Here is a 23380-nt window from a genome sequence, read left to right on the forward strand (position 1 = left end):
AGGCGATGCAGGCACGCTTGGGCCCCCTGCCGCCCCCGTCGCACAGGCCCCCTAGCGCCCCTAGCGCCCCTAGGCCCGCTGTCGCCCCGGGCGCAGAGCGGCTGCCGTGCGGCGGGCCGTGGTGACCGGGCGGCTGGAGGCGCAGCGGGCGAGGAGCGTGGTCCATCGGACGGATACGGCCCACAGGAGGCGTACCGCGGAGCGCGGGGCGACCAAGGCACGCAGGCGCATGCCGCGGGTCGCCTGGGCCTGCAGCTCGGCCCGTACCTCCGCCACGGCCGCGACGAGGCCGGTCGCCGGCTGCGGCTGCGGGGCGTACAGAACCTGTTCGACGGCGGTGGCCACCCGCTGGGCCGCATCGGCCGCTTCGGGCCCCAGCCTGCCGATGCGAACGATCCGGGTGGCCGCTCTGCGCGGGGTCAGGGACTCTTCGGGCAGGATGCCGAAGTCCCACGCGGTGTCGAGCAGCTCCCGCCACGCGGCGAGGGTGCGGGCCGCGATATCGCCGCCGAAGCCGTCCCCCGCCAGCCTCCGCGACCGTCTGCGGACCCGCCACAGGAGAGGGGCGAGGGGCAGCAGCAGGGCGAGTGGCGCGGCGATCGCGATACCGATGGCCGCCAGGACCGACGGTCCGTGGGACGGCGGGCGGGTGCCCGATTCGGCCGGCGTCGTCACACACCCGGTCGTCACCCCGTCCTGTTCCTGATCCGGGCCGCAGGACGGTGCAGCGGACGGCTCTGCCGACGGGGCGTCGGACGGGGCCTGCTCCGGGGCGGGGTCGACGGGATCCTCCGCGCCGGAGTTGTCGGGGTAGGTATAGTCCGGGATGCTGCCGCGGCTCGGGGTCGGCTCGAAGCGTGTCCAGCCGATGCCTTCGAAGTAGAGCTCCGGCCAGGCGTGCGCGTCCTTGAGCCCTACGGACGTCGTCCCGTCGGGCTGTTTTGTGCCCGGGGTGAAGCCGACCGCGACCCGGGCCGGTATGCCCAGGGTCCGCGCCATCGCCGCCATCGAGAAGGAGAAGTGGACGCAGAAGCCCTCCTTCTGCTCCAGGAACCGTGCGATGGCCTCGGAGCCGCTGCCGGCGCGGACATCGGTGTTGTAGCTGAAGCCGCCGTCGAGGGAGAACCACTCCTGGAGCTTCACGGCCTTGGCGTACGGCGTCGGGGCGCCCCTGGTGACCTGCCGGGCGGTGGCCCCCACCACGGGCGGCAGGGAGCGCGGCACCTTGGTGTACTCCCGCACCAACCCCGCGGGTGGTGACGGAGCGGCGGACAGCTGCCGGGCGGTGGGCCGCACCTGGAGGCTTTCGACCTGGTACTGCACGCCTCGGGTGTTCTGGCCGCGGTCACCGACGAGGGTGCGGCCCTCGGGCTCGAAGCGCCAGCGCCCGGAGATGTCCACCTTGGCCGCCGGGTAGGGGAGCGGCAGCCAGTTCTGCGCGTACCACTCGGCGGTGGAGATGGAGGTGTTGATCCGGTCGAGGGCCACTTGGGAAGAGAGTCCGGGCGGACCGGGCAGCTCGTCCGGGACATCGGTGACCGTGCGCTCGGACGGCTTCCAGGCCGTGCCGTCGAACTGGTCGAGGGCGACGATCCGCAGATACAGGTCGCGGGTGTTGTCCGCCGTCGTGCGGTAGTTGAGGACTTCCTTGTCCGACGGTTGGTTGAGGCTGTTCTGGAGTGACACCAGGGGGTTCACGGCGGAGATCGTGCCCCCGCCGCCCCCGGGGCCCCCGGCGCTGCCGGCCGGGCCGAGCAGCCCCCCGCCCAGGGAGGGCAGCGCTGCGGGCACCACCAGCGAGATGCCGAGCGCCAGCGCGCCGATCCGGCGGCCCGTACGGACCGGGGCCGTCGCCGGCCCGTCGACCCCGGATACGGGACCCTGCCCGGCGCCCTGGCCCGTCCCGCCCGTCCCGCCGAACACCCGGCCCCACTGCGAGAGCCGGTCGCGGCCCTCGGCGAGAAGCAGCAGCAGATAGCCGCTGGCGGCGATCAGGAACCACAGCCAGCCCGCGCCGCCCTGGGACAGGCCCGCCGCGACCGAATACAGCGCGAGCAGCGGCAGCCCGGCGGGCGCCGCACTGCGGTAGGTGACCGCCAGCGCGTCGACGACCAGGCCGATCAGCAGCACCCCGGCGATCAGCAGCAGCCGGATGCCGGGAGTGACGGGGGCGGGGATGGCGTACCGCCCGACGTCGTGAACGCCGTCCCGCACCAGCTGCGCGAAAGCGGTGATCGCGTCGGGGCCGGGGAGTAGCCCGAGGATCGCCCTGTCGCGGGCGCAGAGCAGGGTCAGCAGCAGCACGCCCGTCAGCGCCTGCGCGCCGATGGTCAGGGGCCTGGCCAGGGGCGCGCGCCGGGTCAGCGTGCCCACGCCGGTCATGATCGCCAGCAGGATCGCCGCCTGGATCATCCAGGTGAACGGATCCACCAGCGGCAACAGCGCGCAGGCAGCCGAGAGCGTCGCCACCATCGCGCACAGCGCCAGCCGCGCCCGGCCGCTCATGCCGTGCCCCCTGCCGCCGTCCACGAAGCTGTCGCCGCAGTCGCGGAAAATCCGGTCTCGGCCCTCAGGCCGGGGCCTGAACCGGCCCGGTCCGCGGAACGCCAGAGGTCGGCGAGGGAGGCTCCTGGGGCCACCGGCAGCGCCGTCCAGCCCGCCTCGCGGAGCATCCGCAGCCGGTTCTCCGACGAGGCGCCGGCGTCGGAGAACCGGAATCCGCCCAGGCCCCGGTTCCAGGCGTCACCGTCCAGGACGAACGCGACGGCCGTGCCGCTGCGCTGCCGCATCCGCCCGGCGACCGCCGCCTGCTCCTCGTCCAGATCGCCGAAGAAGCCCACCAGCAGTCCTTCCCTGCCGCCGCGCAGCGCCTCGTAGGCCGCGGAGAGGCCCTCCTCCTCGGATTGCTCCACCATGGCGAGGGTGTCGAGGAGCAGGCCCGCGGCGTCGGCGGCCTCGGTGCCGCCGGCACCGTCCGGGCCGGGCACCGCGGTGCCGGTGTCGGTCAGCAGCCGCACCGAGAATCCGCGTTCCAGCAGGTGCAAGGCCATCGAGGCGGCGCCGGCGACCGCCCACTCGAAGGCCGAGTCCGGCCCGGATCCCGCGTGGGCGCCGAGGCGCGTATCGAGCAGCACCGTGCAGCGGGCTTTCTGCGGCTGCTCCTCCCTGCGGACCATCAGTTCGCCGTGGCGCGCGGTGGACCTCCAGTGGACCCGCCGCAGGTCGTCCCCGTGGCGGTAGCCGCGGGGGATGAGGTCGTCGTCGCCGGCCAGGGACGGCGAGCGCTGCCGCCCGTCGCCGTAGCCGGACGCCTCGCCGGCCAGCCGGACCGGCGGCAGCGGCTCGACCCGCGGCACGACCGTGAGGGTGTCGAAGGTGGTGAAGGAGCGGGTCAGCTCGCACATGCCGAACGGGTCGGAGAGCCGCAGCTGGAGCGGTCCCAGCTCATAGCGGCCGCGCAGGTCGGAGCGGACGCGGTAGGACACCTCGCGGCGCCCGCCGGCCTCGACCCGGTCCAGGATGAAGCGCGGTCGCGGCCCGAGGACGTAGGGGACGCGGTCCTGGAGCATCAGTACGCCGGTGGGCAGCCGCGAGACGTTCTCCAGTCGCAGACCGACCCGGGTTTCGGCGGCCGCGGAGACCCGCGCGGGGGAGAGCGTCCGGCTGCCGGCGATGCGGTAGCGGGTGCGGTGCAGCACGACGACGCAGACCAGCGGCAGCGCCGCGAGCAGCAGCCCGACCCGCAGCAGATCGGCCTGCCCGAGGAGATAGGAGCACAGCGCGGCGGCGACGCCGGCCGCCAGGAACGACCGGCCGCGGGTCGTCATCCCCCGCAACGCCGACCGGAGCCCGCTCCGCTCCGCCATCCCCTCGCTCCCCCCGCCGGACATCACAACCCCCGGGCGCCGGGATGCTGCTGACCGCGCATCTGCCGCCACTGCTGGGCGGACGGCTCGGGGACCGGGACCCGCTGCAGGATCTCCAGCACGAGCTGCTCGGCCGTACGCCGGTTCAACTGGGCCTGCGCGGTGGGCAGCAGCCGGTGCGCGAGCACCGGCACCGCGAGCGCCTGCACATCGTCCGGCAGGGCGTACTCCCGGCCGGAGAGCGCCGCCGATGCTTTCGCGGCCCGCAGCAGATGGAGCGTCGCCCGGGGCGAGGCACCCAGCCGCAGCTCGGGGTGGGTGCGGGTGGCCGCGACCAGGTCGACGGCGTATCTGCGCACGGCTTCCGCGGTGTGGACCGTGCGCACCGCGTCGATCAGCTTGAGGATCTCGTGGGCGTGCGCGACGGGCTGGAGGTCGTCGAGAGGCGAGGCGCCGCCGTGCACATCCAGCATCTGCAGCTCGGCCGCGGGGCTCGGATAGCCGATCGACACCCGGGCCATGAAGCGGTCCCGCTGTGCCTCGGGAAGGGGGTAGGTGCCCTCCATCTCCAGTGGATTCTGGGTGGCGACCACCATGAAGGGGCTGGGCAGCTCATAGGTCTGCCCGTCCATCGTGACCTGCCGCTCCTCCATCGACTCCAGCAGAGCCGACTGGGTCTTGGGCGAGGCGCGGTTGATCTCGTCGCCGATCACGATCTGCGCGAAGATCGCGCCGGGCTTGAACTCGAAGTCCCGGCTCTGCTGGTCGAAGATGCTGACACCGGTGATGTCGGACGGCAGCAGGTCGGGCGTGAACTGGATGCGCCGCACCGAGCAGTCGATGGACCGGGCCAGTGCCTTGGCGAGCATGGTTTTGCCCACGCCGGGCACGTCCTCGATGAGCAGATGCCCCTCGGCGAGCAGCACGGTCAGCGAGAGCCGTACGACCTCCGGCTTGCCCTCGATCACAGCCTCCACCGACCGGTGAACCCGCTCCGCCGTGGTGGTCAGATCGCTCAGGCTCGCTCGTTCGTCATACGTCGTCACTCCGGCCCTCCTCGGCCCCTTCCCCGAGCTCACGCGGAGCAAAGGGGATTCCCCACTTCCGGGCCGGTGCCCTCTGCGCGGACCCGGCCCGCCCCGAAAGTGCGCGCCGCGCCGGCCTCGGCCGATGCGACGTCACGTACGCATTCTTGCCGTCCATCCGGCTTCGCGTCATGGCCTGTGGATAACTGGGGCGGCGATACCGTCATCTTCCCGGTCAACAAGGCGATGGCGGTGCATCAGGTCATACGGGACGAGCGTTCGATGGCGATGCCACCGGCGGAGTGCCCCGGTGGCCGGGGCGGGCCGACCCCGGCCGCCCCCGCCCCGGCACCGCAACGCCGACGGGCCGGCGGAAAGGGCTCTGCCCCGCCGCCGGCCCGTCGGCACCGGTTCGGTTCAGCTCTGGGGGTCGATCTCCCGCAGCAGCCCCGTCGTCACGTCGAAGACGAAGCCGCGGACATCGTCCGTGTGCGGCAGGAAGGGGGAGGTGCGCACCCGCTGCATCGACTGCCGGACGTCCTCGTCGAGGTCCTTGAACGCCTCGACCGCCCAGGTGGGTCGCTGGCCGACCTCGGCCGCCAGCTCGTGCCGGAAGTCCTCGGTCAGATTCAGCAGCCCGCAGCCGGTGTGGTGGATGAGGACGACCGACCGGGTCCCCAGCGCACGCTGGCTGATCGTCAGCGACCGGATGATGTCGTCGGTGACCACGCCGCCGGCATTGCGGATGGTGTGGCAGTCACCGAGTTCCAGCCCCAGGGCGTCGTGCAGATCGATCCGCGCGTCCATGCAGGCCACCACGGCGACCTTGAGGACGGGCCTGGCATCCATTCCGGGGTCCTTGAAGGCGGCGGCGTAGCGCGCGTTCGCCTCGACGAGGCGGTCGGTGACCGTGTCACCGGCCCGGACGGAGGGGCTGTCAGCGGACGAGGGCAACGGCTGCGACGCAGATATGGACATGGTCCAACGGTAATCCGCCTCGGCCCGTCCAGCCGCCTGTGAGGGCGGGCATAGGGGTCAACGTCACCCCCTGTGAGGTAATCCACACGAGTGGTCGACGGTGCCGCCATCCGGGTGAGACGGCCGTTGCGAAAGCCGTCGAGGGACGCGCGGAACCGGTTGATTGACCGAGGCAGTCGGTGGACTAAAGTGGCGCGAAGTGGGAGGCGTGACGCTCTCCTTGGATCCCGAATCCCTCGCGTGCGCGCATACGTACGTGCGGCTCGGCCTCCTCCCGCTCCAACGGTCATCCGACGTCACTTCCCCGTCGCCGGAGGACCACTTCCCCTTCAGAGCGGGCGGGGACCAAGCGGTGCGTGCGGCCATCCCCCAGCCAGCGGCCGGGGGCCCCACCTGCCGCCCAGCCCATCGGAAGGCGCATGAGCAGCAACACACGCCACGTCCCCGTCATGCTCCAGCGCTGTCTGGACATGCTCGCCCCCGCGCTCGCCGAGCCCGGTGCGGTCGTCGTCGACTGCACCCTCGGCCTCGGAGGGCACAGCGAGGCGCTGCTCTCCACGTTCCCGGCGTCCCGGCTCGTCGCCCTCGACCGCGACCCGTCCGCCCTCCGGCTCGCCGGGGAGCGGCTGGCCCCCTACGGAGAGCGCGCCACCCTGGTGCACGCCGTCTACGACGAGCTCCCTGAGGTCCTCGACCGCCTCGGGCTGCCCCGCGTCCAGGGCGTCCTGTTCGACCTCGGCGTGTCCTCCATGCAGCTGGACGAGGCCGACCGCGGCTTCGCCTACGCGCAGGACGCCCCGCTGGACATGCGGATGGACCAGACGACCGGTATCAGCGCCGCGGACGTCCTCAACACCTACGCGCCCGGTGAACTCGTGCGGATCCTGCGCGCCTACGGAGAGGAGAAGCAGGCCAAGCGGATCGTCGAGGCGGTCGTACGCGAGCGGGCCAAGGAGCCCTTCTCCAACAGCGCGCGACTGGTCGAGCTGATCAGGGACGCCCTGCCGCAGGCCGCCAAGCGCACCGGCGGCAACCCCGCCAAGCGGACGTTCCAGGCGCTGCGCATCGAGGTCAACGGTGAGCTCGCCAGTGTCGAGCGCGCCGTCCCGGCCGCCGTGAAGGCGCTGTCCGTCGGTGGCCGGATCGCCGTGCTCTCCTACCAGTCGCTGGAGGACCGCCTGGTCAAGCAGGTCTTCGCGGCCGGCGCGACCAATACCGCACCGGCCGGCCTGCCGGTCGTCCCCGAGCAGTACCAGCCCCGTCTGAAGCTGCTCACGCGCGGCGCGGAACTCCCCACGGAGGAGGAGATCGCCGAGAACAGGCGGGCGGCCCCCGCCCGTCTCCGCGGCGCCGAGCGCATCCGCGAGGACATCGCGTGAGGGGCCCGGGGCGGTCGCGCGGAGGGCCGGGACGCCTCTCCGCGCTCTTCCCCTCCAGCGCCGGCTCCGCGGCGCGCACGCCTTTCGTGCTCCTCGTCGTCGTGCTGCTCGGCTCCGGGCTGATCACGCTGCTGCTGCTGAACTCCGCCCTCAACCAAGGGTCGTTCGAACTCAGCAACCTGGAAAAAAAGACCGACGAGCTGACGGACGAACAACAGGCCCTCCAGCAGCAGGTGGACGGCTACTCCGCCCCGGGAGCCCTCGAACGGCGCGCCCGGGAGCTGGGGATGGTGCCGGGCGGCAATCCGGCGTTCCTGCTCCCGGACGGCACGGTCCTCGGCAAGCCGGGCAAGGCCGGCTCCGCGATGTCCCCGATGGGGGCCGGTGGCCCCGAGGGACTCGGCCGGCCCCTCGGCCAGGGAGTGCCCGCTGCGTCCGTTCACCGCACCCGGTCCGCCCCCGTGGGCGCCGCCGGCCGTCTCCTGCCCGAGCCCGCTCCGGGCGCACCCGCCGTGCACCCTCTCCCGCCCGGGGGCCCGACCGGATCCGCGCCGGACCTCGCGGCAGCCCCCGCTCCGACGACCTTCGGCAGGTGAACCCGTGACGCGCGAGGCCACCCACCCGTACGACACCCACGCTGCCCGAGCCACCACGCCGGACCCGGCCGCGCCCTCCCGCCCGGCCGCGACCGCCCCGCGGACCGGCACCGTCGCGCACGCCCCGGAGCACGCGGCATGACCGAGCCCAGGGATCCCCGGCGTCGCGTACCGCGCCCTGCCCAGCGCGGGCAGGCCGGCGGCCGCGCGCGGCCCGGACGCGGCGGCCCGGCCGCGCGGTCCGGGGCGGCCAAGCCCGCCGCCAAGCGGCCCGCGCCCAAGCCCGGCACGGCCCGGGCAGCAGCCGGCAAACCGCCCTTCGCCCGCCAACCTACGCGCCCCCGCCCCGGCAGCGCCGTGATCCGCCTGGGCAGCCCGCGCCCCCGGCTCCGGCTGGTCTCCCTCGCACTGACGCTGATCATGCTGGTCTTCGTCGTACGGCTCTTCCAGGTGCAGGCGGTCGACTCCGGGGCGTTCGCCGCCAAGGCCAACGAGAACCGCTACGTCCCGGTCAAGCTGGCCGCCGAACGCGGCGCGATCACCGACCGGGAGGGCGTGGACCTGGCCACGACGGTGGACGCCTACGACATCACCGCCGACCCCAGCCTGCTCGCGCCCGACAAGACCAAGATCAAGGACGCCCCGCAGCAGGCCGCGGCGCTCCTGGCGCCGATCCTCGACGAGGCCCAGTCCACGCTCGCCGCCAAGCTCGCCAAGCCCAAGGCGCGCTACGTCCTGCTCTCCCGGCAGCAGACCCCGCAGGTCTGGAAGCAGATCAAGGATCTCCGCAAGGCCCTCGACGCCAAGGCGGCCGCCGCTCCCCGGAGCGCTCCCCGCCCCAACGTCCTGGTCGGGATCTTCGCCGACAAGCACAGCAAGCGCGTCTACCCCAACAAGACCCTCGCCTCCGGCGTCCTGGGCTTCGTCAACCGCGACGGCAGGGGCGCCGGCGGCCTGGAGGCCCGGCTCGACAAGAACCTCACGGGCAAGGACGGCAAGCTCGTCTACGCCCAGTCCGGCGGCCGCCGGGTCCCCACCGCCGACGCCCAGGAGCACCCGGCCGTCCCCGGCACCGACGTCGAGCTGACGCTGAACCGCGACATCCAGTGGGCGGCGCAGCAGGCCATCAGCAAGCAGGTCGCGAAATCCAGGGCAGACCGCGGCTACGTCGTCGTCCAGGACACCAGGACCGGCGAGATCCTGGCGCTGGCGAACTCTCCCGGCTTCGATCCCAACGACATCTCCGAGGCCGATCCCGAGGCGCTGGGCAACGCCGCGCTCTCCGACGCCTTCGAGCCGGGCTCCACCAGCAAGGTCATGTCGATGGCCGCCGTCCTGGAGCAGGGCGTCGCCACCCCCGCCACCCGTGTCACGGTGCCCAACCGGCTGCACCGCGGGGACCGGCTGTTCGCGGACGACATCGACCACCCCACCTGGCATCTCACGCTCAACGGGGTGCTCGCCAAGTCCAGCAACATCGGCACGATCCTCGCGGCCGGCCAGCTGGGCAAGACGCAGCGCGAGTCCAACCAGGTGCTCTACTCCTACCTGCGGAAATTCGGGATCGGCAAGCCCACGGGGCTCAACTTTCCCGGTGAGACCGACGGCATCCTGGCCAAGCCGCAGGACTGGAACACCTCGCAGCAGTACACGATCCCCTTCGGCCAGGGACTGTCCCTCAACGCCGTCCAGGCCGCCTCCGTCTACTCCACGATCGCCAACGGCGGCGAGCGGGTCGCCCCCTCCCTCGTCCGCGGCACGACAGGGCCAGACGGGCGGTACGTGCCGGCGCCCAAGCCCGTCAAGAACCGCGTCGTCAGCCAGAAGACCGCGAGCACACTCGCCACGATGCTCGAATCCGTGGTCGACGACGAGGAAGGCACCGGCGCGAAGGCGAAGATCCCCGGCTACCGCGTGGGCGGCAAGACCGGCACGTCCAACCGGGTGGATCCCAAGACGGGCAGCTACCGCGGCTACACGGCCTCCTTCGCCGGCTTCGCGCCCGCCGACAAGCCCCGCATCACCGTCTACTGCGCCATCCAGAACCCCACCAGCGGCAGCTATTTCGGTGGCCAGATCTGTGGCCCCATTTACCAGCAGGTCATGCAGTTCGCACTGAAAACCCTCCAGGTTCCGCCGACCGGCGCCAAGCCCCCGCGGCTGCCGGTCACCTTCAAGCCAGGCGAATGAAATCGAGGCAACCCTGCCGTGACGACGATCACTCCCGATGGCACTCCAGACGGCACCCCGGAAACCGGGAACCGCTACTCCACGCGGCCCTCGCTTCGCCCCGGGCCCGTTCTGCCCGGTACGCTCACCGCCGTGTCACACGCTGATCAGTCCACCCAAGCCCAGAACGCTCAGAAGGGAAATCCCGGCACCTATCCGGGAGCGCCCCGACCCGAGCGGGTCCGCCCCACCCCCCTGGCGGACCTGGCCGAGCAGCTGGGAACCCCGGCCCCGGCCGGCAGTGCAAGCGATGTTTCGGTCACCGGCATCACGCACGACTCGCGGGCGGTCCGCCCGGGCGACGTCTACGCGGCCCTGCCGGGCGCCCGGCTGCACGGCGCCGACTTCGTCGCCCAGGCCGCCGACCTCGGCGCCGCCGCGATCCTGACCGACCCCTCGGGCGCGGACCGCGCCGCCGAGACCGGCCTGCCGGTCCTGGTGGTCGACAACCCGCGCGCCCGGATGGGCGGCCTGGCCGTGTCGATCTACGGAGCGCCCGGCGAGGACCTGCTCCAGATCGGCATCACGGGCACCTCGGGCAAGACCACCACCGCCTACCTCATCGAGGGCGGCCTGCGCGCCGCCGCCGCCAAGGCGGAGGGCTGGCTGACGGGCCTGATCGGCACCGTCGAGACCCGCATCGGCGACGAGCGCATGAAGTCCGAGCGCACCACCCCCGAGGCGACCGACCTCCAGGCGCTGTTCGGCGTCATGCGCGAGCGGGGCGTCCGCGCGGTCGCCATGGAGGTTTCCAGCCACGCGCTGGTGCTGGGCCGCGTCGACGGCTGCGTCTTCGACGTCGCGATCTTCAACAACCTCAGCCCGGAGCACATGGAGTTCCACTCCGGCATGGAGGACTACTTCCAGGCCAAGGCCCGGCTCTTCACCAAGGCCCGCAGCCGCGCCGGCGTCGTCAACCTCGACGACGAGTACGGCAAGCGGCTGGCCGACGGCGAGTCCGAGGTCCCGGTCACCACCTTCTCCGCCGAGGGCCACCCGGACGCGGACTGGCGGGCGGCGGACGTCGAGGTCGGTGCCCTCGGCTCGACCTTCACCGTGCTCGGACCGGACGGCCAACGGGTGCGTGCCGCGTCGCCGATCGCCGGCCCGTTCAACGTCGCCAACGCGCTCGCCGCCATCACCTCGCTGGTCGTCGCCGGAATCGACCCGCAGACCGCCGCCGACGGCGTCGCCGCGGTCCCCGGCGTCCCCGGCCGCCTGGAGCGCATCGACGCCGGCCAGCCCTACCTCGCGGTCGTCGACTACGCGCACAAGACCGACGCCGTCGAATCGGTGCTGCGCGCGCTGCGCAAGGTCACCGACGGCAAGCTGCACGCCGTCCTCGGCTGCGGCGGCGACCGCGACCCGCACAAGCGCGTCCCGATGGGCTCCGCGGTGGCCCGTCTCGCCGACACGGCCGTGCTGACGTCGGACAACCCCCGCAACGAGGACCCGCTCTCGATCCTCGCCACCATGCTCGCGGGCGCCGCCGAGGTGCCCATCCACGAGCGCGGCACGGTGCTGGTCGAGGAGGAGCGTTCCGCCGCCATCGCCGCCGCCGTCGCCCGCGCCGAGCCCGGCGACACCGTCATCGTCGCGGGCAAGGGCCACGAGCAGGGCCAGGACATCGCCGGAGTGGTACGCCCCTTCGACGACCGACAGGTGCTGCGCGAGGCCATCGAGGCTTCCTTGACGTCACAGCAGCCGAAACACCAGGGATGACACACCGCCATGCGCGCACAACCCTTTGACTGGCACCTCCTGCCCCTTGCCGGAGGTGACCTGTGATCTCCCTGTCCCTCGCAGAGATCGCGAGCATTGTCGGCGGGCAGCAGCACGACATACCGGATGACGGCCTCCAGGTCACCGGGCCCGTCGTGATGGACTCCCGCCAGGTGGCCCCCGGGGGCCTGTTCGTCGCCTTCGCCGGTGAACGCGTCGACGGCCACGACTTCGCCGCCGGCGCCGTCGACGACGGCGCGGTGGCCGTTCTGGCCACCCGCCCCGTGGGCACCGAAGGCCGTCCCGTCCCGGCGATCGTCGTCGACGATGTCATCGCCGCCCTCGGCGCGCTCGCCAGGGCCGTCGTCGAACGCCTGGGCACCACCGTCGTCGGGCTCACCGGCTCGGCCGGCAAGACCAGCACCAAGGACCTGATCGCCCAGCTTCTGCAGCGGCACGGCCCCACAGTTTGGCCGGAAGGCAACCTCAACAACGAGATCGGGCTGCCCCTGACCGCCCTGCGCGCCGAGTCCAGCACCCGCCACCTCGTCCTGGAGATGGGTGCCCGCGGCGTCGGCCACATCCGCTATCTCGCCGAGCTGACCCCACCCGAGATCGGCGTGGTGCTGAACGTCGGCACCGCGCACATCGGCGAGTTCGGCGGCCGCGAGCGGATCGCCGAGGCGAAGGGCGAACTCGTCGAGGCCCTCCCCGAGAAGGGGCTGGCGGTGCTCAACGCCGACGATCCGTACGTACGTGCCATGACGTCCCGTACGAAGGCGCGCACGCTGCTCTTCGGTGAGGCCGCGGACGCCGACGTACGTGCCGAGAATGTCCGGCTCACCGCCCAAGGTCAGCCTGCCTTCACGCTTCACACACCCTCCGGGTGCAGTGATGTGACCATGCGGCTGTACGGTGAGCACCACGTGTCGAACGCGCTCGCCGCGGCCGCCGTCGCCCATGAGTTGGGCATGTCCGTGGATGAGATCGCCGTGGCGCTCTCGGAAGCCGGCACGCTCTCCCGCTGGCGGATGGAGGTCACCGAGCGCGCGGACGGCGTGACGGTCGTCAACGACGCCTACAACGCGAATCCCGAGTCCATGCGAGCGGCGCTGCGAGCGCTGGTCGCGATGGGCGCAGCCCACAAGGCGACGGGCGGTCGTACGTGGGCGGTGCTCGGTGAGATGGCCGAGCTCGGCGAGGACTCACTCGCCGAACACGACGCGGTCGGACGGTTGGTCGTCCGGCTCAACGTCAGCAAGCTCGTGGCAGTCGGCGGCAGGGAAGCGGCCTGGCTCGACATGGGCGCCAAGAACGAGGGTTCGTGGGGTGAGGAGTCGGTGCACGTGTCCGACGCGCGGGCGGCGGTCGACCTGTTGCGCAGCGAGCTGCGACCGGGAGATGTCGTGCTGGTGAAGGCGTCCAGGTCGGTGGGGCTGGAGCGGGTCGCAACAGCATTGCTGGACGAGGGCGTACCGGTCGCCGAGGGCGGAGCCGCGTCCCGATGAACTCGATGAAGCAGATCCTCTTCTCCGGAATGATCGGGCTCTTCCTGACCCTGATCGGCACCCCGGTACTGATCAAGCTGCTGGCGAAGAAGGGCTACGGACAGTTCATCCGTGACGACGGCCCGCGCGATCACCACAGCAAGCGCGGTACGCCCACCATGGGTGGTATCGCCTTCATCCTGGCCACGATCATCGCGTACGCGCTGACCAAGGTGATCACGAGCAGCGACCCCACCTTCTCCGGTGTGCTGGTGCTGTTCCTGATGGCCGGCATGGGCCTGGTCGGTTTCCTCGACGACTACATCAAGATCGTCAAGCAGCGTTCGCTGGGCCTGCGGGCCAAGGCCAAGATGGCCGGACAGCTGATCGTCGGTATCGCCTTCGCGGTGCTGTCGCTGCAGTTCGCGGACCTGCGCGGGCAGACCCCGGCGTCCGACCGGCTGTCCTTCACCCAGGACTTCGGCTGGCAGGTCGGCCCGGTGATCTTCGTGATCTGGGCGCTGTTCATGATCCTGGCGATGTCCAACGGCGTGAACCTCACCGACGGCCTGGACGGGCTCGCCACCGGCGCCTCGGTGATGGTCTTCGGCGCCTACACCTTCATCGGTATCTGGCAGTACCAGGAGTCCTGCGCCAACCAGATCACCGCCGGACCCGGCTGTTACGAGGTCCGCGATCCGCTCGACCTCGCCGTCGTCGCCTCGGCGTTGATGGGTGCCTGCTTCGGCTTCCTGTGGTGGAACACCTCGCCCGCCAAGATCTTCATGGGGGACACCGGCTCGCTCGCCCTGGGCGGCGCGCTCGCCGGCCTGGCGATCTGCTCCCGCACGGAGCTGCTGCTGGCCATCCTCGGCGGCCTCTTCGTCCTCATCACGATGTCCGTGGTGATCCAGGTCGGATCGTTCCGCATGACCGGTAAGCGGGTCTTCCGCATGGCGCCACTCCAGCACCACTTCGAACTGAAGGGCTGGAGCGAAGTGCTGGTGGTGGTCAGGTTCTGGATCATCCAGGGCATGTGCGTGATCGTCGCCCTGGGCATCTTCTACGGTGGTTGGCAGGCGGCCAAGTGACCGCGCACGACCCGCAGGACTTCGCCGGCCGGCACATCACCGTCGCCGGCCTGGGCGTGAGCGGCATCAGCGCCGCCCGCGCCCTGGCCGGCCTCGGCGCCCACGTCACCGTCGTGGACGGCGGCGACGGCGACAAGCAACGGGCCGCCGCCCGCGAGCTGGAGGAAGCAGCCGCGGGCACGGCCGGCGGCGGGCAGCAGGGGAGCATTACCGTCCGCCTCGGCGACGGCGCGACCTTCCCCGAGGGCACCGACCTCGTCGTCACCTCGCCCGGCTGGAAGCCGGACAGCCCGCTGTTCGCGGCGGCCGCCGCGGCCGGCGTGGACGTCGTCGGTGACGTCGAGATCGCCTGGCGCCTGCGCGGATCGAGGGGCGAGACCCCCGCCGACTGGCTCGCCGTCACCGGCACCAACGGCAAGACCACCACGGTCCGGATGCTGGCCGCGATCCTGGAGGCCGGGGGGCTGCACACCGCCGCCGTCGGCAACATCGGCACCCCCATCATCGACCTCGTCCTGGGGCAGGGGCAGCACGGCCAACAGCCCTACGACGTCCTCGCCGTGGAGCTCTCCAGCTACCAGCTGCACTGGGCGCCGTCCCTGCGCGCCCACTCCGCCGCGGTCCTCAACCTCGCCCCCGACCACCTCGACTGGCACGGTTCCATGGAGGCGTACGCCGCCGACAAGGGCCGTATCTACGCGGGCAACGCCGTCGCCTGCGTCTACAACGTGGCCGACAAGGCGACCGAGGACCTGGTCAGGGCCGCCGACGTCGAGGAGGGCTGCCGCGCCATCGGCTTCACCCTCAACACCCCCGGCCCGTCCCAACTCGGCGTGGTCGAGGGCATCCTCGTCGACCGCGCCTTCGTGGAGAACCGGCAGCAGCAGGCCCAGGAACTCGCAGAGGTCACCGACATCGCCCCGGGCTCCGGCCCCGCGGCCCCGCACAACATCGCCAACGCCCTTGCGGCGGCGGCCCTGGCCCGCGCCTACGGCGTACAGCCCGCGGCGGTACGCGACGGACTGCGTGCCTTCCACCCGGACGCGCACCGCATCCAGCATGTCGCGGACATCGACGGCGTCACCTACATCGACGACTCCAAGGCCACCAACACCCACGCCGCGGAGGCGTCCTTGGCGGCGTACGAGCACATCGTGTGGATCGCCGGCGGCCTGGCGAAGGGCGCGACCTTCGACGAGCTGGTGCAGAGGTCGGCGTCGCGGCTGCGCGGGGCGGTGCTGATCGGCGCCGACCGGGCGCTGATTCGCGAAGCCCTGGCGCGACACGCACCCGATGTCCCGGTGGTCGACCTCGACCGGACCGACACTGGGGCGATGCCCGAGGCGGTCCGGGAAGCGACCCGTCTGGCCGAGCCCGGCGATACGGTCCTGCTGGCGCCGGCCTGCGCCTCGATGGACATGTTCGTGAACTACAACAAGCGGGGCGACGCCTTCGCCGACGCGGTCGGTGAGCTGACCGCGCGGGATCACTGAACCCACCGTTTCTCCCCGCTGTCGTCGACAACCGGCGGCGAGCGCACCCGTGGAGGGAACGAGGATGACGGCCCGATCGGCGAAGACGGCCCCGCCGCTTCCGGCGCGCCGGATCTCCCCACCGCGCCCGCCGCGCGCGGGCCGCTTCACGGGCGGCCCGCGACGCTTCTACACCCGCGCCAAACGGGCCTGGGACCGGCCGCTGACGGCCTACTACCTGATCCTGGGCGGCAGCCTCCTGATCACCGTGCTGGGCCTGGTGATGGTCTATTCCGCCTCCCAGATCAAGGCCCTGCAGTCGGGCCTCGCCCCGACGTTCTTCTTCCGCAAGCAGCTGCTCGCGGCCGCTCTCGGGGCGGGCCTGTTGCTGATCGCCTCCCGACTGCCCGTCAAACTGCACCGCGCACTGGCCTATCCGCTGCTGGCGGGGTCCGTCTTCCTGATGTGCCTGGTGCAGATTCCGGGCATAGGGGTCGAGGTCAACGGCAACCAGAACTGGATCAACCTGGGCGGCCCTTTCCAGATGCAACCGAGCGAGTTCGGCAAACTCGCGCTGGTTCTGTGGGGCGCCGACCTGCTGGCACGCAAGCAGGACAGGAAGCTGCTGGTGCAGTGGAAGCATCTGCTGGTGCCGCTGATCCCGGCGGCCTTCCTGCTGCTCGGGCTGATCATGCTGGGCGGTGACATGGGCACCGCCATCATCCTCACGGCCATCCTCTTCGGGCTGCTGTGGCTGGCCGGCGCCCCCACCCGGCTGTTCGTCGGGGTGCTTGGCGCCGCAGGAGTCATCGGGGCGCTGCTGATCAGGACCAGCGCCAACCGGATGTCCCGGCTGGCCTGCATCGGCGCGACCGATCCGGGCCCCGGCGACCAGTGCTGGCAGGCGGTTCACGGCATTTACGCCCTTGCGTCCGGCGGATTCTTCGGTTCCGGGCTCGGCGCCAGTATGGAAAAATGGGGTGAACTCCCGGAACCGCACACCGACTTCATCTTCGCCATCACCGGGGAGGAACTGGGTCTGGCGGGGACGCTGTCGGTGCTCGCACTCTTCGCGGCTCTAGGCTATGCGGGTATCCGCGTGGCCGGACGCACGGAGGATCCCTTCGTCAGGTACGCCGCGGGAGGTGTGACCACCTGGATCACGGCCCAAGCCGTGATCAACATCGGTGCGGTGCTCGGCCTGTTGCCGATCGCCGGTGTCCCGCTCCCGCTGTTCTCCTACGGAGGCTCCGCCCTGCTGCCGACGATGTTCGCCATCGGGCTGCTGATCGCCTTCGCGCGTGACGAGCCCGCTGCACGGGCGGCGTTGGCCGCGTTGGCCACGCGGAAGCCGGTTTTCGGAAGGAAACCGGCTGGGGTGAGATGGAAGACGATGAGACGGCGCGTCAAGAAGCGCCCGTCCGGAGAGCGGTGAATTTCGGTGCATGTCGTACTCGCCGGTGGGGGGACCGCCGGCCACATCGAGCCCGCGCTCGCCCTCGCGGACGCCCTGCGGAGGCAGGACCCGACCGTGGGTATCACGGCTCTCGGCACGGAGAAGGGGCTGGAGACCCGGCTCGTTCCGGAGCGGGGCTACGAACTCGGTCTGATCCCGGCCGTGCCGCTGCCCCGCAAGCCCACCCCTGAACTGATCACCGTCCCCGGGCGGCTGCGCGGCACGATCAAGGCCGCCGAGCAGATCCTGGAACGCACGAAGGCGGACTGCGTCGTCGGCTTCGGCGGCTATGTGGCGCTGCCCGGCTATCTGGCGGCCAAGCGCCTCGGCGTGCCGATCATCGTCCACGAGGCCAACGCCCGTCCCGGTCTCGCCAACAAGATCGGCTCGCGGTACGCCAAGTTCGTCGCCGTCAGCACCCCGGACAGCAAGCTGCGCGGTGCCCGCTACGTCGGCATCCCGCTGCGGCGCACCATCGCCACCCTGGACCGGGCGGCGGTCCGTCCCGAGGCGCGTGCGGCCTTCGGGCTCGACCCCAACCTGCCGACGCTGCTGGTGTCCGGCGGTTCCCAGGGCGCGCGCCGCCTCAACGAGGTCATCCAGGCCGCGGTGCCGGCGCTGCAGCGCTCCGGCATCCAGGTGCTCCACGCGGTCGGCCCGAAGAACGAACTGCCGCACGTGGACAACATGCCCGGTATGCCGCCCTACATCCCGGTACCGTACGTGGACCGGATGGATCTCGCGTACGCGGCGGCCGACATGATGCTCTGCCGCGCGGGCGCGATGACCGTCGCCGAACTGTCCGCCGTCGGGCTGCCGGCCGCCTACGTCCCGCTGCCCATCGGCAACGGCGAACAGCGGCTCAACGCCCAGCCGCTGGTCAACGCCGGCGGGGGACTGCTGGTCGATGACGCCCAGCTGACCCCGGAGTGGGTACAGAACAGCGTGCTCCCGGTGCTGGCCGATCCGCACCGGCTGTACGAGATGTCCCGCGCGGCCTCCGAGTTCGGCCGCAGGGACGCCGACGAGCTGCTCGTCGGCATGGTGTACGAGGCGATCGCCCAGCGCAACAAGTAGCCGACGAAGAGAGCAGGGAGCGTGGCCGGACCGACGACCGCCCGGCGCGGCGAGAACGACCGCAAGAAGTCGCCGTCCGGCCCGCCCTCCTCCGATGAACCTTCTCGGACGCGCCCTTTGCGGTGGTTGCGCCGCCCCTTCCGCGCACCCGGCCGGCGCGGTCTGATGATCATCCTGGCCCTCGTGGCGCTGCTCGGCGCGTTCGCGGCCTGGGCCCTCTACGGCTCGAACTGGCTTCGCACGCAGCACGTAGAGGTCACCGGCGTAACGGTGCTGACGGCCAATCAGGTCGCCGACGCGGCGGACACTCCGATGAACGCGCCGCTGGCCACCGTGGACACCGACGAGATGGCGGCTCGGCTACGCGCGCGGCTGCCACGCATCAGGACCGTTGAGATCGTGCGATCCTGGCCGCACACCATCGGTCTGAAAGTGACCGAAAGGAAGCCGGAACTCCTGATGCGATCGGGCGGAAAGTTTGTCGAAGTGGACGTGGAAGGTGTCCGTTTCGCCACTGTCGGCACCGCCCCACGCCATGTTCCGCTTCTGGAAATGGCCGCATCGGACTCCCCGAGTCTGCATCGGTTCGGAATCGACCGGTTGCGTCGCGCCGCGGTCGGCATCGCGCGGGCTCTTCCCGAGGCCGTGCGCAAGGACGTGCGGCAGATCCGCGTACAGTCCTATGACTCCATCACCCTCGAACTCGCGGGGGACCGCACGGTCGCCTGGGGGAGCGGCGAACAAGGCGCCCGGAAGGCGAAGGTGCTCACCGCACTGCTGAAAGCGGCGGGTGACGCGCGCCACTTCGACGTCTCGGTGCCCAGCGCCCCTGCGGCATCAGGGAGTTGACGTCCGTAGCCGCAGGCCAGCACCCTGGATGGCTACGGCTATGGGTGATCACATAGGGTGAAAAGAAAAACGGGAGGTTCGGCGTGTTCGTTGAACGCGCGCGCCTTGTCGACTTAGTGTCTCGTTCCAAAGGGACTATGGAACCAAGGAACACAGGCACGGGTAACCCTAAACTTCAACGTTAGGGTTCGGGTCGGCGATACGAACCGTCCCTTCGGCATCAGTCGGCGTCCACACGGAATGTGCGGCGACGACACGTAACTCGAGGCGAGAGGCCTTCGACGTGGCAGCACCGCAGAACTACCTCGCAGTCATCAAGGTCGTCGGCATCGGCGGCGGTGGCGTGAACGCCATCAACCGGATGATCGAGGTCGGGCTCAAGGGCGTCGAGTTCATCGCGATCAACACCGATGCGCAGGCGTTGCTGATGAGCGACGCCGACGTCAAGCTCGACGTCGGCCGCGAAATGACGCGCGGACTCGGCGCGGGCGCCAACCCGGATGTGGGGCGCAAGGCGGCCGAGGACCACCGCGAGGAGATCGAGGAGGTCCTCAAGGGGGCCGACATGGTCTTCGTGACCGCGGGTGAGGGCGGCGGCACCGGCACCGGCGGCGCACCCGTCGTCGCCAACATCGCCCGCTCCCTGGGCGCCCTGACGATCGGTGTGGTCACCCGGCCCTTCACCTTCGAGGGCCGCCGCCGCGCCAACCAGGCCGAGGACGGCATCGCCCAGCTGCGCGAAGAGGTCGACACCCTCATCGTGATCCCCAACGACCGGCTGCTGTCCATCTCGGACCGCCAGGTGAGCGTGCTCGACGCGTTCAAGTCCGCGGACCAGGTGCTGCTGTCGGGTGTCCAGGGCATCACCGATCTGATCACCACACCGGGCCTGATCAACCTCGACTTCGCCGACGTCAAGTCCGTGATGTCCGAGGCCGGCTCGGCGCTCATGGGTATCGGTTCGGCGCGCGGCGACGACCGCGCGGTGGCCGCCGCGGAGATGGCGATCTCCTCGCCGCTCCTGGAGGCGTCCATCGACGGCGCCCGCGGGGTGCTGCTCTCCATCTCCGGTGGCTCGGACCTCGGTCTCTTCGAGATCAACGAGGCCGCGCAACTGGTCAGCGAGGCGGCCCACCCCGAGGCGAACATCATCTTCGGCGCGGTCATCGATGACGCGCTGGGTGACGAGGTCCGGGTGACGGTCATCGCCGCGGGATTCGACGGCGGTCAGCCGCCGGCCCGCCGCGACTCGGCGTCCGCCCTGTCCGCAGCCAAGCGCGAGGAGCCCGCGCCGGCCCCGAGCCGCGCGGCCGCCCCGGCCGAGCAGCGTTCGTCGTCCTTCGGCGGACTCGGTGCGGTGCCCGTGCGGGACGAGGAGCCGGTTCCGGCCGAGTCCTCCTCCCCGCTCGGTGAGGTGCCGACGCCCCCGGCCAACGCTCCGCAGGTTCCCCCGGCCCGTCCGTACTCGGACACCGCGGCCGAGGAACTGGACGTCCCGGACTTCCTGAAGTAACCGAAGAACCACGTGATAGGGCAACAGCAGCACGAGAGCGGCGCGCACTTCGCCTTCACCGACAGGTGGGGCGGGGTGAGCGCCGCTCCGTATGACCAGCTCAATCTGGGCGGCGCGGTCGGCGACGACCCGCAGGCCGTACGGACCAACCGCGAACTCGCCGCCAAGGGCCTCGGGCTCGACCCGGCCGCGGTGGTCTGGATGCAGCAGGTCCACGGCCGGGATGTGGCGGTGGTCGACGGACCATGGCGTACGGCCGACATCCCCTGTGTGGACGCGGTGGTGACTGCGCGCCGGGGCCTGGCCCTCGCCGTTCTGACCGCCGACTGCACTCCGGTTCTGCTCGCCGACCCGGTCGCCGGGGTCACCGGAGCCGCACACGCCGGACGTCCGGGACTGGTCGCCGGAGTCGTGCCGGCCGCGGTCGAGGCGATGGGTGAACTCGGCGCGGAACCGGCCCGGATCATCGCGTTCACCGGACCCGCGATCTGCGGACGCTGCTACGAAGTCCCCGCGGACATGCGCGGCGAGGTCGCCGCGGTGGTACCGCAGGCCTGGTCGACGACCAGCTGGGGGACCCCGGCGGTCGACGTCACCGCGGGAGTGCGGGCCCAACTCGCCGCCGCGGGCGTACCGGTTCGTGAGGATTCCCACATGTGTACGCGGGAATCGGCGGATCACTTCTCTTATCGGCGCGACCGCACCACGGGGCGGCTCGCGAGTTACGTATGGCTCGGGGAGACTCCCGGCAGCGGCGCGGGGGAGGCCGAGCGGTGAGCGACGACCGCAAGACGCAACTGGCCGAGAACCTCGCGCGGGTGCAGGACCGTATCTCCACCGCCTGCGCCAAGGCCGGCCGCCCGCGGGACGACGTCACGCTGATCGTGGTCACCAAGACCTACCCCGCGAGTGATGTCCGGCTGCTCGCGGAGTTGGGCGTACGGCATGTCGCGGAAAACCGCGATCAGGATGCGGCACCCAAGGCTGCTGAATGTGCCGATCTGCCCCTTACTTGGCACTTCGTCGGTCAATTGCAGACCAACAAAGTGCGGTCAGTTGCCGGATATGCCGGAATGGTGCAGTCGATCGACCGGGCCAAGCTGGTCACCGCACTGTCCAAGGAAGCCGTTCGCTCCGGGCGTGAGTTGGGCTGCCTGATCCAGGTGGCCCTCGATGCCGAACCGGGTGTCGCCCGGGGGGAGCGCGGAGGGGTCGCACCGGAAGGCGTCGCGGCGCTCGCCGAGGTGATCGCCGGGGCCCAAGGTCTGCGGCTGGATGGAGTGATGACCGTCGCACCGCTGGCCGGGCCGTACGCCGGGCGCCAACTGGCCGCTTTCGAGCGATTGATGGAAATCTCATCCGACCTGCGCGCAACCCATCCTGCTGCCAACATGGTGTCAGCAGGGATGAGCTCGGACCTGGAGGACGCCGTGACGGCCGGGGCGACACATGTGCGCGTCGGCACTGCGGTACTCGGAGTCCGACCACGGCTCGGGTAACGTCGCCAAGCAAGTCGGACCACAGCACAAAATATGGTCATTTCCGCAAAAAGCGGGCAGACCGAGTGGATCCAAGGCACCTGCTGACGGAGCCGATCCACCACAGAGCGGAGGACGCAGAGAATGGCCGGCGCGATGCGCAAGATGGCGGTCTACCTCGGCCTCGTGGAGGACGATGGGTACGACGGCCGGGGCTTCGACCCCGACGACGAGTTCGAGCCCGAGCTGGACCCGGAGCCGGATCGGGGGCGGCGCCCACAGCACCAAGTACCCGCCGAAACGCGCCCGGAACGGGACGAACCTGTCCGAGCTGTCCAGCCTCCGGCGCAGCGTGAACCAGCCCCTCTCGCCACGGAAAACGGACGACCCGCGCGAATCGCCCCCGTGGCATCCATCACACCCGAACGTCCGAATTTGGAGAAGAACGCCCCGGTGATCATGCCCAAGGTTGTGTCCGAGCGGGAGCCCTACCGCATCACCACGCTGCACCCCCGGACCTACAACGAAGCCCGTACCATCGGGGAACACTTCCGTGAGGGCACTCCGGTGATCATGAATCTCACGGAGATGGATGACACCGACGCGAAGCGACTTGTCGACTTTGCGGCCGGTCTGGTCTTCGGTCTGCACGGAAGCATTGAACGGGTGACGCAGAAGGTGTTCCTGTTGTCGCCTGCTAACGTCGACGTCACGGCGGAGGACAAGGCCCGTATCGCAGAGGGCGGGTTCTTCAACCAGAGCTGAGACGCAACACCGGGCACACCAAGGCCGCGAGGGCCTACACGGAGCAAGGGGAGAGGGAAGCGCGAAGATGAGTGTCGCTGGTCAGGTGATCTATATCGCGCTGTACTGCTTCCTGATCGTGTTGATCTTCCGGTTGGTGATGGACTATGTGTTCCAGTTCGCCCGTTCATGGCAACCCGGTAAGGCGATGGTGGTCGTTCTTGAGGCCACCTACACTGTCACTGATCCGCCACTCAAGCTTCTGCGGCGGGTCATTCCGCCGCTGCGTCTCGGGGGCGTGGCGCTCGACCTGTCCTTCTTCGTACTGATGATCATCGTCTACATCTTGATCACCGTCGTGAGGTCGGTGTTGTTGGTGTGAACGAGACGGTCTTGCCGATTGCCGACGACTACGTTG

20 protein-coding genes are annotated in these 23380 nt (G+C 70.8%); 16 read left to right on the forward strand and 4 right to left on the reverse strand.

Going from position 1 to position 23380, the window contains the following annotated elements:
• Nucleotides 1–69: 69 nt before the first annotated feature.
• The 4 genes from ACH4FH_RS14435 to ACH4FH_RS14450 all read right to left on the reverse strand — a co-directional run bounded on the left by ACH4FH_RS14435 (nt 70) and on the right by ACH4FH_RS14450 (nt 5869).
• Entirely contained in the window at nt 70–2505 is a 2436-nt protein-coding gene (locus ACH4FH_RS14435; RefSeq protein ID WP_398556137.1) for a DUF3488 and DUF4129 domain-containing transglutaminase family protein, read from the reverse strand.
• On the reverse strand, nt 2502–3890 hold the full coding sequence (locus ACH4FH_RS14440) for a DUF58 domain-containing protein (protein ID WP_398556138.1): 1389 nt from the start codon (nt 3888–3890) through the stop codon (nt 2502–2504). The genes ACH4FH_RS14435 and ACH4FH_RS14440 overlap by 4 nt, the downstream gene beginning before the upstream one ends.
• A complete protein-coding gene (locus ACH4FH_RS14445) occupies nt 3890–4912 on the reverse strand; it encodes an AAA family ATPase (protein WP_398556139.1) in 1023 nt (340 codons plus the stop codon). Before ACH4FH_RS14445 ends, ACH4FH_RS14440 begins: the two co-directional genes overlap by 1 nt.
• A gap of 396 nt (nt 4913–5308) precedes the next feature.
• Complete coding sequence (locus ACH4FH_RS14450; protein WP_398556140.1) at nt 5309–5869, reverse strand: beta-class carbonic anhydrase; 561 nt, start codon at nt 5867–5869, stop codon at nt 5309–5311.
• Nucleotides 5870–6288: 419 nt separating this feature from the next.
• Here ACH4FH_RS14450 and rsmH point away from each other — a divergent pair, with 419 nt between their 5' ends.
• The 16 genes from rsmH (at nt 6289) to ACH4FH_RS14530 (ending at nt 23344) form a co-directional block, all read left to right on the forward strand.
• The gene (rsmH, locus tag ACH4FH_RS14455; RefSeq protein ID WP_398556141.1) at nt 6289–7248 is read left to right on the forward strand and encodes a 16S rRNA (cytosine(1402)-N(4))-methyltransferase RsmH; all 960 of its coding nucleotides are present in this window, start codon (nt 6289–6291) and stop codon (nt 7246–7248) included.
• Complete coding sequence (locus tag ACH4FH_RS14460; protein ID WP_398556142.1) at nt 7245–7844, forward strand: septum formation initiator family protein; 600 nt, start codon at nt 7245–7247, stop codon at nt 7842–7844. The genes rsmH and ACH4FH_RS14460 overlap by 4 nt, the downstream gene beginning before the upstream one ends.
• A 4-nt stretch (nt 7845–7848) precedes the next feature.
• Nucleotides 7849–7986, forward strand: a complete 138-nt coding sequence (locus ACH4FH_RS14465) for a hypothetical protein (RefSeq protein ID WP_398556143.1) — start codon at nt 7849–7851, stop codon at nt 7984–7986.
• The gene (locus tag ACH4FH_RS14470; RefSeq protein ID WP_398556144.1) at nt 7983–10034 is read left to right on the forward strand and encodes a peptidoglycan D,D-transpeptidase FtsI family protein; all 2052 of its coding nucleotides are present in this window, start codon (nt 7983–7985) and stop codon (nt 10032–10034) included. The genes ACH4FH_RS14465 and ACH4FH_RS14470 overlap by 4 nt, the downstream gene beginning before the upstream one ends.
• A gap of 18 nt (nt 10035–10052) precedes the next feature.
• The gene (locus ACH4FH_RS14475) at nt 10053–11795 is read left to right on the forward strand and encodes a UDP-N-acetylmuramoyl-L-alanyl-D-glutamate--2,6-diaminopimelate ligase (RefSeq protein WP_398556145.1); all 1743 of its coding nucleotides are present in this window, start codon (nt 10053–10055) and stop codon (nt 11793–11795) included.
• 62 nt (nt 11796–11857) lie between these two features.
• Entirely contained in the window at nt 11858–13303 is a 1446-nt protein-coding gene (gene murF, locus ACH4FH_RS14480) for a UDP-N-acetylmuramoyl-tripeptide--D-alanyl-D-alanine ligase (protein WP_398556146.1), read from the forward strand.
• A gap of 5 nt (nt 13304–13308) precedes the next feature.
• Entirely contained in the window at nt 13309–14373 is a 1065-nt protein-coding gene (mraY, locus tag ACH4FH_RS14485) for a phospho-N-acetylmuramoyl-pentapeptide-transferase (RefSeq protein WP_393892378.1), read from the forward strand.
• Complete coding sequence (murD, locus tag ACH4FH_RS14490; RefSeq protein WP_398556147.1) at nt 14370–15866, forward strand: UDP-N-acetylmuramoyl-L-alanine--D-glutamate ligase; 1497 nt, start codon at nt 14370–14372, stop codon at nt 15864–15866. Before mraY ends, murD begins: the two co-directional genes overlap by 4 nt.
• A gap of 64 nt (nt 15867–15930) precedes the next feature.
• Nucleotides 15931–17280 (forward strand): putative lipid II flippase FtsW, encoded by a 1350-nt coding sequence (gene ftsW, locus ACH4FH_RS14495; protein ID WP_398556148.1) that lies wholly within the window; start codon nt 15931–15933, stop codon nt 17278–17280.
• Between the two features lie 6 nt (nt 17281–17286).
• Entirely contained in the window at nt 17287–18378 is a 1092-nt protein-coding gene (gene murG / locus ACH4FH_RS14500) for an undecaprenyldiphospho-muramoylpentapeptide beta-N-acetylglucosaminyltransferase (protein ID WP_398556149.1), read from the forward strand.
• A gap of 21 nt (nt 18379–18399) precedes the next feature.
• Nucleotides 18400–19227: a cell division protein FtsQ/DivIB gene (locus tag ACH4FH_RS14505; protein ID WP_398556150.1), complete on the forward strand. Its 828-nt coding sequence runs from the start codon at nt 18400–18402 to the stop codon at nt 19225–19227.
• 283 nt (nt 19228–19510) lie between these two features.
• On the forward strand, nt 19511–20740 hold the full coding sequence (gene ftsZ, locus ACH4FH_RS14510) for a cell division protein FtsZ (protein WP_398556151.1): 1230 nt from the start codon (nt 19511–19513) through the stop codon (nt 20738–20740).
• A 12-nt stretch (nt 20741–20752) separates the two neighbouring features.
• The gene (pgeF, locus tag ACH4FH_RS14515) at nt 20753–21517 is read left to right on the forward strand and encodes a peptidoglycan editing factor PgeF (protein WP_398556152.1); all 765 of its coding nucleotides are present in this window, start codon (nt 20753–20755) and stop codon (nt 21515–21517) included.
• Nucleotides 21469–22239 (forward strand): YggS family pyridoxal phosphate-dependent enzyme, encoded by a 771-nt coding sequence (locus tag ACH4FH_RS14520; RefSeq protein ID WP_398556153.1) that lies wholly within the window; start codon nt 21469–21471, stop codon nt 22237–22239. Before pgeF ends, ACH4FH_RS14520 begins: the two co-directional genes overlap by 49 nt.
• Nucleotides 22240–22362: 123 nt before the next feature.
• On the forward strand, nt 22363–22983 hold the full coding sequence (gene sepF / locus ACH4FH_RS14525; protein WP_393892292.1) for a cell division protein SepF: 621 nt from the start codon (nt 22363–22365) through the stop codon (nt 22981–22983).
• A 67-nt stretch (nt 22984–23050) separates the two neighbouring features.
• Nucleotides 23051–23344, forward strand: coding sequence for a YggT family protein (locus ACH4FH_RS14530; RefSeq protein ID WP_393892293.1), 294 nt, complete (start codon nt 23051–23053; stop codon nt 23342–23344).
• The last annotated feature ends 36 nt before the right edge of the window (nt 23345–23380 follow it).

The sequence above is a fragment of the Streptomyces sp. NPDC017993 genome, assembly GCF_044328065.1.
Taxonomy (GTDB): domain Bacteria; phylum Actinomycetota; class Actinomycetes; order Streptomycetales; family Streptomycetaceae; genus Streptomyces.

Coding starts and splice junctions, on each gene's coding strand:
- ACH4FH_RS14470 (WP_398556144.1), top strand. CDS start 7,983: ATGACCGAGCCCAGGGATCCCCGGCGTCGCGTACCGCGCCCTGCCCAG.
- ACH4FH_RS14520 (WP_398556153.1), top strand. CDS start 21,469: ATGGCTCGGGGAGACTCCCGGCAGCGGCGCGGGGGAGGCCGAGCGGTG.
- sepF (WP_393892292.1), top strand. CDS start 22,363: ATGGCCGGCGCGATGCGCAAGATGGCGGTCTACCTCGGCCTCGTGGAG.
- rsmH (WP_398556141.1), top strand. CDS start 6,289: ATGAGCAGCAACACACGCCACGTCCCCGTCATGCTCCAGCGCTGTCTG.
- ftsW (WP_398556148.1), top strand. CDS start 15,931: ATGACGGCCCGATCGGCGAAGACGGCCCCGCCGCTTCCGGCGCGCCGG.
- ACH4FH_RS14435 (WP_398556137.1), bottom strand. CDS start 2,505: ATGAGCGGCCGGGCGCGGCTGGCGCTGTGCGCGATGGTGGCGACGCTC.
- ACH4FH_RS14530 (WP_393892293.1), top strand. CDS start 23,051: ATGAGTGTCGCTGGTCAGGTGATCTATATCGCGCTGTACTGCTTCCTG.
- ACH4FH_RS14440 (WP_398556138.1), bottom strand. CDS start 3,890: ATGTCCGGCGGGGGGAGCGAGGGGATGGCGGAGCGGAGCGGGCTCCGG.
- ACH4FH_RS14450 (WP_398556140.1), bottom strand. CDS start 5,869: ATGTCCATATCTGCGTCGCAGCCGTTGCCCTCGTCCGCTGACAGCCCC.
- mraY (WP_393892378.1), top strand. CDS start 13,309: ATGAAGCAGATCCTCTTCTCCGGAATGATCGGGCTCTTCCTGACCCTG.